The 11,630-nt window shown below is 56.9% G+C and carries 8 protein-coding genes; 3 read left to right on the top strand and 5 right to left on the bottom strand.

The genetic code is table 11. The features are described 5' to 3' along the window. The 3 genes from LHF31_RS08490 to lysS form a co-directional block, all read left to right on the top strand. Positions 1–185: hypothetical protein (locus tag LHF31_RS08490; protein ID WP_303774124.1), on the top strand; the 185-nt coding region annotated here is incomplete at its 5' end. Between the two features lie 192 nt (positions 186–377). Beyond that, positions 378–845, top strand: coding sequence for a transcription elongation factor GreA (greA, locus tag LHF31_RS08485; RefSeq protein ID WP_303774123.1), 468 nt, complete (start codon positions 378–380; stop codon positions 843–845). 105 nt (positions 846–950) lie between these two features. After that, positions 951–2,486 carry a lysine--tRNA ligase gene (gene lysS, locus LHF31_RS08480; RefSeq protein ID WP_298006706.1) on the top strand — a complete coding sequence of 512 codons (1,536 nt, stop codon included), beginning with the start codon at positions 951–953 and terminating at the stop codon, positions 2,484–2,486. Positions 2,487–2,597: 111 nt separating this feature from the next. Here lysS and LHF31_RS08475 read toward each other — a convergent pair whose 3' ends face one another. From LHF31_RS08475 to LHF31_RS08455, 5 genes are all read right to left on the bottom strand, one after another. Further along, complete coding sequence (locus LHF31_RS08475; protein ID WP_298006709.1) at positions 2,598–3,734, bottom strand: DUF1786 domain-containing protein; 1,137 nt, start codon at positions 3,732–3,734, stop codon at positions 2,598–2,600. Positions 3,735–3,887: 153 nt separating this feature from the next. Beyond that, a complete protein-coding gene (locus tag LHF31_RS08470) occupies positions 3,888–4,526 on the bottom strand; it encodes a molybdenum cofactor guanylyltransferase (RefSeq protein WP_303774122.1) in 639 nt (212 codons plus the stop codon). A gap of 66 nt (positions 4,527–4,592) precedes the next feature. Next, entirely contained in the window at positions 4,593–7,373 is a 2,781-nt protein-coding gene (fdhF, locus tag LHF31_RS08465; protein ID WP_303774121.1) for a formate dehydrogenase subunit alpha, read from the bottom strand. Between the two features lie 28 nt (positions 7,374–7,401). Next, positions 7,402–8,274, bottom strand: a complete 873-nt coding sequence (gene focA, locus LHF31_RS08460; protein WP_298005576.1) for a formate transporter FocA — start codon at positions 8,272–8,274, stop codon at positions 7,402–7,404. A 296-nt stretch (positions 8,275–8,570) separates the two neighbouring features. Beyond that, the gene (locus LHF31_RS08455) at positions 8,571–11,621 is read right to left on the bottom strand and encodes a tetratricopeptide repeat protein (RefSeq protein WP_303774120.1); all 3,051 of its coding nucleotides are present in this window, start codon (positions 11,619–11,621) and stop codon (positions 8,571–8,573) included. Positions 11,622–11,630 lie beyond the last annotated feature (9 nt).

Here is an 11,630-nt window from a genome sequence, read left to right as displayed (position 1 = left end):
GTTTCTCCAGACCAGGCGGCAGATCAGGCATTCCGGCATTCCCCCCGGTTGGAAATAATTTTAAAAACGATACTGGAAAATTACAAGTATCCAAACCCTGGGTGTTAAAAAATGAAGAGGAAGATAACTACAATGGATGGGGGAAAAGAGGATATTTTTTTCAGGCAGAAGTGCGCCGTATATGACTTCTTCAACACCGTCTTCGGCTTTTAGGAAAGATTCTTGCACTCTGATGGAAAATATGTTAAGATAAATGCAACTCTGAGAAAGAGGGATTGTTTTAGCGGTGATAAGGCAAAATGCTCCATCCGGAGTGTTTTTTATCATTTAAGCAAGAGAGAAGGTCCAATATTTCTTAAAATCGAGAAGGAAACCCTATGCCTACTACTCCTTTCCTGACCCGTGAAGGATACGCCAAACTGCAAGAAGAACTTGAGTACCTGCGCACCAAGAAACGCGAGGAAATCGCTCAACGCCTGCATGAAGCCATGGAAGGCGGCGAACTCATCGAAAATGCCGAATACGAGGCGGCAAAGAACGAGCAAGCCTTTGTGGAAGGGCGCATCAAAGAACTGGAGTATCTGCTGGCGTCGGCAAAGATCATCGAAGAAAGCGGTGGACATAGCCATATCGTTCAGGTTGGTTCCCGGGTGACCATTCAGGAAGAAGGCATGGAGCCTGAGGTATATACCATCGTGGGCGCAGCAGAAGCCAACCCCGCGCTTGGGCGCCTCTCGAATGAATCGCCGCTGGGCAAAGCCCTGCTGAACCGGAAAGCCGGCGACAGCGTTCAGGTGGACGCCCCGCAGGGCAGTTTCCGTGTGACCATTTTGAAGGTGGAGTAGGCTTAACGGGCAGGCAAATGCGCCCCGCCCGACAGGTTGTCTTGCCAGGGCGGGGTTTTTGTTGACCGATGACGAAAACTGGAACGGAGTGAGGGAGATTTTTTCATGAATTTTTCGGAACTGGAACGCATTCGTGTGGAAAAAATTGAGCGCATGCGCGCCCGCGGGATTGAGCCTTATCCCACCCGTGCGGAGGTCACCCATACCACCGTACAGGCCATTCAACTGTACGAACAGGCTGAGTCGGCCGGAAGTGCCGACCCCGTGCAGGTATCGGTGGGTGGGCGTCTGCGCGCCATCCGCGCCATGGGTAAGGTGACCTTTGCCCACATCGAGGACGGCTGGGGACGCCTGCAGTTGTTCTTCCGCGTTAACGAACTGGGCGAAGCCGAGATGGAACGCTTCCGCGATGATTTTGACCTGGGTGATTTCATCCAGGCTTCGGGGGTCATGTTCCGCACCCGCTCGGGCGAGATCACCCTGCACGTGCACGCCTTCAAGATGCTCTCCAAAGCCATCACCCCCCTGCCTGCCGCCAAGGATGAAATCGTAGACGGCAAAGTGGTGCGCCATGCCGCGCTCACCGACCCCGAAACGCGCTATCGCCAGCGCTACGCCGACCTGGCGGTGAACCCGGAGGTGCGCGAAGTCTTCCGCATCCGCGCCCGCGCCATCAAAGCCCTGCGCGAGTATCTCGATAACATGGGCTTCCTCGAGGTAGAGACGCCCATCCTTCAACCCATCTACGGCGGCGCGGCGGCGCGACCGTTCGTCACCTACCACAATCAACTCAAACAGAACCTCTACCTGCGCATTTCCTTTGAACTTTACCTGAAACGTCTGCTGGTGGGCATGCTCGACCGCGTGTACGAAATCGGGCGCGATTTCCGCAACGAGGGCGTTTCTTACAAGCACAATCCCGAGTTCACCCAGCTGGAGTTTTACATGGCGTATGCCGACTACCTGCAGGTGATGGAAATCACCGAGCAGATGATCGCCTATGTGGCTCAGCAGGTGCTGGGAACGACCACCATCACCTTCGACGGCAACACCATTGACCTCACCCCACCGTGGCGGCGTCTGGAACTGCGTCAGGGCATTCTGGAGACCACCGGCATTGACATTGACCAGCACCCCACCGCCGAGAGCCTGGCAGAAGCCATGCGCGCGAAAGGCATGCAGCCCAAGCCCGGCTACTCGCGCGGCAAACTCATTGATACCCTGCTGGGCGATTACCTCGAGCCGACGCTGATTCAGCCCACCTTCCTTTACAATTACCCGCGCGACATCTCGCCGCTGGCGAAATCCATGCCCGGCAATCCACTCATCACCGAGCGCTTTGAGGGCTACATCGGCGGGATGGAACTGTGCAACGCCTTCACCGAGTTGAACGACCCGCTCGATCAGGAACAGCGTTTCCTGGAGATGGGACGCGATTACAACGCCGACGATGAAGAGCGCCACCCCATGGACGAGGATTACCTGCGCGCCATGTCTTACGGCATGCCTCCCTGCGGCGGGTTTGGCATGGGCATTGACCGGCTGGCAATGCTGTTAGCCGACCGCCACACCATCCGGGAGGTCATCCTCTTCCCGCACCTGCGCGAGGAAGACCGCCCCGGCGAGAAGAGCGAAGGGTAAGACACAGCCAGCCTTCTTTATAAAAAAAGAACCCCATCGGGATGAATACTCTCCCGGTGGGGTTTTGGGTTTAAACAGACAAACGACGCAGGGTTTATGACCAGTCCTTGTTCAGGGAGCGTCCCACGGCGCGGCGCTGGAGGGAGCGGCGTTCAGGCGCTCCAGAATCTCTTCGCGCAGGTGGGGCAGATGATCGGCAACCGCCGCCAGCAAACCGTAGCACCCGCTCATCATCATATCGCCAAAGGGAGTGGCAAAGTGAGGACGGAGCGCAGAAGCACTCATCAAATTGCGGCGCGGACCGGTCACGGTAACCGGCGGCATCTCTCCGGTGGAGTTGGGATGATACACCAGCGCCCCGTGTCCATTATCAATGAACACTTCAGCGTGAGTGATTGTACCCTGCGCCAGCGCGCTCAGGTAAGCGTCCAGTTTTTCAGGGGTGAGGAAACCGGTGTGGTGCTCGAAGACCCCTTCAATGCGCCGTCCCTCGCCAAAGCGGAACGCCAGCGTGTGAAAATTGCCCACATTGACCACCAGAGTACGCTCCCAGCGGCGCACCTGTGGATCAAACAGCGCTCCCAGCACGGCGGCAGGGGCGGTATCCATGACCACCACGGGCACACCGGCAATCTGGGCTTGCGCGGCAACGGCTTGCAGGCGGGTCATCTCCGGCGGGATGGCTTGAGCGGGAAAGGCAAAGGCGCTCAGGCGGTTCTCCGCACGGATGCGCCGATCGAGATAGTCAAAGCGGAACTGCCGGTCGGAAACGCCGCGGGGCGCCGCCCCGTGATCAAACACCGCCACGGCTACTGCCGCCAGATCGTCCAGAGAAACTTCATAAGAAAGCAGGGTGCGGCGCAGTAGCCCGAAATCAAAGTCCATCATCTCAATCCGCTCGACGCCCTCGGGCAGGCGGTACACCTCGCTCTCGGTGATGAGGTTCACCCCCATTTCCTCCACGGCTTGCAGGTCATCGTTGAGGGTTTGCGCCGCCGAGGGGGTGGCATAGACGGTCAGCCCGGCTTTGAGGTGATCTTCCACCGCCCAGGCGCACGGTCCGCCGCCCATGATTTGCCCGTACAGCACAATGGCGGAGCGCCTCCGGGTTGCCCGTTGAATGCGCCGCCGCAGAATCATCGTCGCCGAGGGCAGAACCAGTTGCAGAGCGTTCTCCACATCGAGATGGGAGTCAAAGAGCAGGATATCCTGCGTCCCAGTGCCAACATCTACTGCCAGAATTTTCATAGGATATCTAAATTTTAACACGATTACCCGGGGTAATCCACATCTCTCTGGGGTATTTGTCTAAACATCTACAGGATTAACCTCAATTCTCTGGAAGAGAGCCATCAGGGCGCCCTCTCCGGGAGGGAAAAGGCAGGGGGAGGGTCATGTGGCTCAACCCTCAGAAAGCGTTTCAGCGCTGTCTGGTTCCTCTTCCCGTGCCAGCGCCTCAGCCAGGCGCAGGTCTTCCGAAGTATTGATGTTGAGGAAGGCGCGCAGATGGGGATCAAAGGGGAGAATGTCTTCCCCGGAAAGAGCCAGGACGCGGGCTTCTCCGTGCCAGGCAATCAGACGCCTCTCGCCGCGCTGGATGGCGCGCTCCACCGGAAGCAGGCAGGTCTCCCGCCGATATACGGCATGGAGGGGTTCCCAACCCTGGGCTGTGCGCGGGATGACGGCATCCACGCCGGTTTGCACCAGACGACTGCGGGCTTCATTCAGCAGCCCCGCACTCACAAAGGGCATATCACAGGCAACCACCCCCACCAGAGGAAAGCGCGCCACCACCAGAGCCGTGTACAACCCGCCCAGCGCGCCAATGCCCGGTAAAAGGTCAGAAACCACTCTCACCCCCGGCAACGCCAGGTTCTCGGGGTGACGGGCAACCACAATCACCTCATCGGCGATGGGCTGAAGACGCCGCAGAACGCGCAGGATTAAAGGTTCGCCCAGAAAGGGCAAAAGGGCTTTATCCTGTCCCATACGGCGAGATTCGCCGCCCGCCTGAATCACCAGCGTTAAAGAGTCCTTCACCATCCCTCACGTAAGAGAAAGGGGCTGCCGTGCTGGCACCCCTCATTATACCCGTCAAGGATACGGTTAAACCGCTTCGGGTTCTTTCACCAGTTCCACCCGCACCGCCGTCACCTTGAAGTCGGGAATCTTGGAGATGGGGTCAAGCGCGGCAATGGTCAGTTCGTTGGTGGGCGACTCGGGGAAGTGGAAGTTGGCATGCAGTAAGCCCGGCGGCACGCGGTCGGTGACCCAGGCTTCGGCTTCGATGCTCCCGCGCCGCGAGGTGATGCGCAGACGGCGGTTGCCGTTGACGCCCAGCGCTTCGGCATCTTCCGGGCTGATTTCCACCAGCGGGCGGTCGTAAAGTGCCATGAGAGTTTCGGCGCGGCGGGTCATTTCGCCTCCGTGCCAGTGGTACAGCACGCGCCCGGTGGTCATAATCATGGGGAACTGATCGTCAGGCTGATCGGCGGGCGGAACGTGCACGGTGGGATGGAATTTGCCCTTACCGCGGGTAAACTGCCCCACGTGCAGGATGGGCGTACCGGGATGATCCTTGCCGCGCACGGGCCATTGCAGGGAGTCGCCGCGCTCCAGGCGTTCGTAATCCACACCGGCGTAAATGGGCGTGAGCGCGGCGATTTCGTCCATGATCTGAGCGGGGGAGGCGTAGTTCCAGCCAGCGTAAGGCGCGCTGAAATCCACCTGACGGTTACCACGCTGCAGGATGCGCTCTGCCAGATCCATCAGGATCATCCAGTCGGGGCGGGATTCGCCCACCGGTTCAATGGCTTTGCGCACGCACTGGATGCGCCGCTCGGTATTGGTGAAGGTGCCGTCCTTCTCTGCAAACGTCACCGCAGGTAAAAGCACGTCGGCATAAACGGAGGTTTCCGAGGGGAAGATTTCTATCAGCGCCATAAAGTCCAGTTGTTCCAGGCAGTGGCGCACATGATTGGAGTCGGGATCGGTCATCACCGGATTCTCGCCCATGATGAGCATGGCTTTAATCTTGCCCTCACCCGCGGCAGGAATCATCTCGGTGACCGCCATCCCCAGCGTGGGCGAGAGGCTGGCGCCCCAGGCTTGCTCGAACCGCTGACGGGCTTCGTCGAGGGTGACTTTTTGATAGCCGGGATACACATCCGGCAAGCCGCCCATATCGCAGGCGCCCTGCACGTTGTTCTGTCCGCGCAGAGGGTTGACGCCGCCGCCGGGGATGCCCATGTTGCCGAGCAGCATTTGCAGGTTCGCCAGCGAGAGCACATTCTGCACGCCGACAATGTGCTGGGTGATGCCCATCGCCCAGATGACCGCCATGGGCTTGTGCGTGCCCATGATTTCCGCCGCCGCGTAAAGTTGCTCCACCGGCACGCCGGTCATTTCGGCAACCTTCTCCGGCGGATAATCCCTGAGGTTTTCGCGGAAGGCGTCGAAGTTCTCGGTACGTTCGGCGATGAAGGCTTCATCTGCCCAGCCTTTTTCGAGAATGATGTACATCAACCCGTTGAGCAGGGCAATATCGGTGCCGGGACGCTGTTGCAGGTGCAGGGTGGCAAAATCGCACAGGTCAATCCTGCGCGGATCCGCCACGATGAGTTTAACCCCGCGGCGCAGCACCGCCTGACGAAGCATGGTGCCGAAAACAGGGTGCTGTTCGGTGGTGTTCGAGCCGATGACAAACAGGGCTTGAGATTGCTCAGCGACATCCTTCATGGTGTTGCTCATGGCGCCGGAGCCATACGCCAGCGCCAGACCGGAAACCGTGCTGGAGTGGCACAGGCGGGCGCAGTGATCAATGTTGTTGGTGCCGATGACCTGACGCGCCAGTTTGTTCATCAGGTAGTTTTCTTCGTTGGTGCATTTTGCCGAAGTCAGAATGCCGATGCTGTCGGCGCCAGATTGCAGGCGGGCATCGTCCAGTTTTTGCGCCACCAGATTCAGAGCGGTATCCCAGTCCACCTCCACCCAAGCGCCGCGGTCGCCACCCTGCGGACGGGGTTTACCCTCCAGCAGGTACTGGCGCACCATCGGACGGGTGAGCCGCTGGGGATGATGCACAAACTGATACCCGTACCGCCCTTTAACGCACAGGCGCATGCCATTCACGGGCGCATCGGGGTTAGAGGTCACGCGGATGATTTTGCCGTCCTTCACATGCAGGTCAAACTGACAGCCCACGCCGCAATACGCACAGGTGGTGGTTACCCGTTTTTCGGCTTTGCCCAGACCCACCGAGGGCTTGTTATCCAGCGCACCGGTGGGGCAGTACGCCACGCAGGCGCCGCAGGATTCACAGCGCGCTTCCAGCAACGGCTCGCCCAAACCGGCAACAATGTGCGTCTCAAAACCCCGCTCAGCCAGACTCCACACGAAGCGCCCCTGCACCTCAGCGCAGGCGCGGATACAGCGGGTGCAGAGGATGCATTTATTTAAGTCCACCCAGATCGCCGGGCTGGGATCGCTGTTGATTTCAAAACGCGGGGATCTGGCTTGCAGTTGCTTTACATCCAGCCCGTGTGCGCTTGCCCAGTGTTCCAGTTCATTAAAGCGCCCATCGCTGGCGGCATAACCGGCATCGTGGTAATTGGAAAGTAAAAGTTCCAGCACCATGCGGCGGTTCTTTTCCAGTTCGGGCGATTGGGTCTTGACCTCCATGCCTTCACTGACGGTCAGGGTGCAGGATGCCAGCGGAGTGCGCGCGCCTTTCACCTCTACCACACACAGACGGCAGCCTCCATGCAGGCTCAAATCTTTGTGATAACACAACGTGGGAATGGTCACCCCCAGTTGTTCGGCGGCTTCCAGCACAGTGGTGCCTTCGGGCACCCGAATGGTTTTCCCATCAATGGTCAGGGTCACCATCGTTTCACCTCCTGAATGAATAAACCTGTCAGCCTCTGTGTCCGCGCAGATACACAAACCAGTATACCAGGCCAACCAGCACCCCGCCGCCGATAATGTTGCCGATGGTCACCGGGATAAGATTGTTGAGGAAGAAATTTCCCCAGGTAAGCGCGGAGAAACTGGCGGCAGTCTTTCCGGCTTCTTCCAGCGCCTTCAACCCCCAGAAGGAAGCCGGCGCCCAGTCTTTGATGAACAGTCCCAGGGGGATGAAGTACATGTTGGCAATGCTGTGTTCAAACCCCGCGGCAACAAAAGCCGTGATGGGCGAGAAAATGGCAAGGATTTTATCGGTGGTGGTGCGAGCGCTGTACGTCAGCCACACCGCCAGACAGACCAGCGCATTGCACAAAATCCCCAGCATCACCGCAGGCACAAATTCCAGCGCCGCTTTGCTGTTGGCGATATTCAGCGCCGTCAACCCGACCACGCCGCCGCCAAACGTGTACTGCTTGCTCAGGAAGACCAGCAATGCCGTTGCCAGCGAACCGACGAAGTTGCCCATGTACACCACCAGCCAGTTGCGCAGTAACGCGCCAAACGAAACCTTTCCGTTGGCAAACGCCATAAGGATGAGCACATTGCCGGTGAAGAGTTCCGCGCCGCCGACAACCACCAGGGTAAGTCCCAGCGAAAAGGCGATGCCCGCCAGTAAACGGGTAACACCGTAAGGTAGCGTGGATCCAGCCGTCACCGTGGTGGAAAAGATGGCGCCCATGGCAATAAACGCGCCCGCCAGCACCGCCAGAGCAAACATGGAGAGCAAATCCAGGCTGGCTTTTTTGACGCCAATGGCTTCGGCTTTCTTTGCCATTTCGGGAGGCAGTAAGGCATCCAGACTGACTTCACCATGATTCAGCATAAAAAGATGTTTCCTCCGCCAGGATTTGGATAAAACAGGTAATGTTAGGAAATGTTATACCCATACAAGTGTACCCCAAAAAAACATGGAAAAAACGGGCACTTGTCATAAAAGGGTCAGAAAAAGTGTGACAGAGGAAATCCATAAAAAGGGGAATTTGGGATGAGAATAAAACCTGAAAGAAAAACGGGAAGTCATGTTTTTCTGGTAAGGCGGCACTTTCCATCAAAAAGCCATCCTCTTTCGTCTCTATCGAAACAGGATGGCAAATGAGAAGCGGATTTTCAGGGCAAATCTTACTCTACCAAGAGCATGACTTCACGCAGGAATCGCTCCAGCGCACTCCCCTGCGGATATAACTGCTTTACCTTTCGGCACAGCACGCTCATCTCAGCAGTGTTGAGATGCTTCAACCGTTCATAAATATCCTGCGTGGCATTGCGGATTCCCTGAGAATTTTCTGAGAATGTCCTGCTATATTCCAGCCCTTCAGCAAAGTTTTCTCCTATCTCCTCCAGAAGGGACTGGATGTTTTCATTCTCCCTGCCCGCGGAAAATTCTTTCCGCTTCTGGCTGCTGATCTGATTCAACTGGTGGAATTTCACAACCCCTTTAAGCACAGCGAGTTTCCCTGCCCATACCCAGATTTCCGGGTTTAGCGCTTCAGATTCAGGCTTCGGGATTCGTTGATCCACCTCTTCAATTCTTTTTCTTAACTCGTCCGAAACGGGGTCCGTGTCGTTCAGGCGATAATACTCCAACCATGCCAGATTCACTCGCGCGTCCAGTTCTTTATGAAACAAGTTTTCCGACTGTGCCAGCCGGATGGCTTCCTCAAACGCTTTTCTGCTTTCAAAAACCAGTCGTTCCACCGAAACGGTTGGGGCTGGATGGTGTACCCGCAGTTTGACCCAATCCCGGGTGGTGCAGCCAATTTCCATCCAGGCTTCGATTAACCGGACGGTTTCATTATTTTGCTGGAACACATCGCGGGCTTCGTAAGCATGCTCACGCGCCTGCCGTAAAAGATCCTCTTTCTCCGCTGTGGAGAGCAGTTCACTGCGCGCAGAGCGGCGTCTGGCTTCGGCAAGGTTGCGGCAAGACATCGCCACCCCACGTTTGAACCCCAGGGCGCGCGAAAGCGCCAGGGCACGGGATGCCAGTTGAACGGCTTCTGCCAGCGAATATCCTTCCATGATTTTGGCTCGAGAGAGGGCATTCAAATCAAAGCACAGCGAGGCATAAGCACTCAAACCCTGGTGCAGTTTCAAACCATCCTGAATCAGACGATAGGCGGTCTCCCAGTTGCCCAGCATGGCTTGCGTGTACCCCAAATCGTTTAACACCGCTGCCAGATCCACCTGCAGGTTGACTTGACGCAGAAGCGTCATGGCTTTTTGATAATATGGGACGCTCTCCTTAAGGTTTCCCCTCATCCGCTCCAGGTAGGCTCTGGAAAACAAAGCCCGCGCCAAAATGGCTTTGAGATACCATACTTCTACAAGGGTGAAGTGCGTCAGCCGTTTAGCCGCTTCATCTACCCCCTGGTTCAGGTACGTTTCAACTTCGTCAGGGAACAGGTTCAAAGCCTTGTGCAGGTAACCTTCCGCTTTCTGAGAATCTCTCAACGTGCCCCTGCCGGCATAAATGTCGCCCAGGAAGGTGTACAGCGCCAGCAGAGCGACGGGCATACGGGTTTCCCAGTCCTCTTTGCGGGCACGGGCTTCCAGTTCCTCCCGCAGTTCCTCCACTCGTTGATCCTCACGAGCAATAGAGGCATGTTGAAGTTCCTTGACCCTCAAAAGCGTTTCAAGCAGTTTCTTCGAGAAGGCTCCTCCCAGCCGTTCATCGCTGGCATGGGGTGAGTACGTACTCAGATAGTCCCACAGTTCAGATTCCAGTTGCAGGTCCATCCAGACATCCTGGGCGCGCCGGGCTTCCTGCGAGAAACGGAAGAAATGACGCAAGCCACGCTCAAAATCGTAGTACAGAAAATAAAACAGTTTGAACCCCAGCCACTTGCGGCGGGCGTTGTAGGCTTCCGCTATCTCGTTAAACCTCAACGTCTCCGAGGACCCTTTAAGCACTGGCGCATACAGTTCATCCATCTTCCCGGCAACATTCCTCAAACGATTTTCCAGATCCTTCTTGATCACCTCAAAAGCATTACTGGCTTTAGGGGCATCCTCCGGAGTCTCATATACCTGCCGCTTTATCAGCGCGTACATCTCATCGTGCAGAAAATAGGTCTCATCGGCGCGCGCTTTGATAAAGGCAAACGGGCGAACGTCCTGCAAGCGTATCCTGGCTTCGTTTTCCGGTATATCCAGCAGTTTAGCCAGCAGGGGCGCATCCACGCCGCGAGGAGCGCGCCCGATGGCAGTGATGGTTTCGCCTAAATCACCGCTCTCCATAAAACGGCTCACCAGTTGCGCCTCCAGTGCCTCTCGGTTTGAATCCGCAGAGGATTCCAGCGCAGGAGGCAGTTGCCCGCGCCCGGCAACAGAAAAGTAATCCGCCAGCAGAGACAGTAAAATGGGGCGCCCTTCCGAAAGCCGACACACGCGCTCCAGCACCTCTTCCGGCAAATGAGCAAGCCGATCTGCCACAAAATCATTCCCCTGTTTTCGAAGGTGCTGTTCAAGCGCTTTAAGATATTCACGCCTTTCGTTCAGAGATAAAGGACTGATAGGAATGGCATTCTCCTGCGGCAGGGCATAGGTGCTTTGAAAGAGAGTCCATACCGCCTCGGCGCGCTTGCGCCCGGCAAAGATGAGGGTCAGGTTGTTCCATTGTCCCGCCCATTCTTTCAGCCAGCGAATCGTATCGGCAAGGCGGGGTTCACCCTCCTCCCCTGCCTGATACACCGCCCGCTCGACGGTATCCAGCATCAGCACCACACGGCGTTTTGCACACAGTTCCTGCATGCCCTTTTGAAAGGCTTCCCGAACCCGGTCTTGCTGTTCGACGAGACTGCCCTCCTGGTACACTCGTAACTCATTGAACCTTTGATAGGCTTTTTCGTACTCCTTGAATGCAGGCTTGACCTCCTCAGGGAGGAGCCGCACCACTTCCCTCATGAAGCCCTCGAGGGTGTGCAATTCCACATGATACAGGTCCAGCAACGTTTCCGGAACATACACCTGTTCCGCAGTACGAACCTCTTCCAGAACATACTGAAGCAAACGGGTTTTTCCCAGCCCCCCCTCACCGGAGAGATATAACACATGCAAGACAGGCTGGGGATCGCGAACAGCCTGGAAGACCGCCTCCAGAACCGCTTTCCTTCCAATCAACTCGGGAATAGTTACCGCCCCGGTCATTTGTTGAACGCTCTCCTGACTCATCTTTCCTCC

The sequence above is a fragment of the Anaerolinea thermophila genome (assembly GCF_020723905.1).
GTDB classification, from domain to species: Bacteria; Chloroflexota; Anaerolineae; order Anaerolineales; family Anaerolineaceae; genus Anaerolinea; species Anaerolinea thermophila_A.
Note: the sequence above shows the minus strand (reverse complement) of the source record. Positions and strands in the feature narration are given on the sequence as shown.

What these genes read in the sequence shown, in the direction of transcription:
- greA (WP_303774123.1), top strand. Translation starts at nt 378, where the DNA reads ATGCCTACTACTCCTTTCCTGACCCGTGAAGGATACGCCAAACTGCAA.
- LHF31_RS08475 (WP_298006709.1), bottom strand. Translation starts at nt 3,734, where the DNA reads ATGAAAATTCTGGCAGTAGATGTTGGCACTGGGACGCAGGATATCCTG.
- focA (WP_298005576.1), bottom strand. Translation starts at nt 8,274, where the DNA reads ATGCTGAATCATGGTGAAGTCAGTCTGGATGCCTTACTGCCTCCCGAA.
- fdhF (WP_303774121.1), bottom strand. Translation starts at nt 7,373, where the DNA reads ATGGTGACCCTGACCATTGATGGGAAAACCATTCGGGTGCCCGAAGGC.
- lysS (WP_298006706.1), top strand. Translation starts at nt 951, where the DNA reads ATGAATTTTTCGGAACTGGAACGCATTCGTGTGGAAAAAATTGAGCGC.
- LHF31_RS08455 (WP_303774120.1), bottom strand. Translation starts at nt 11,621, where the DNA reads ATGAGTCAGGAGAGCGTTCAACAAATGACCGGGGCGGTAACTATTCCC.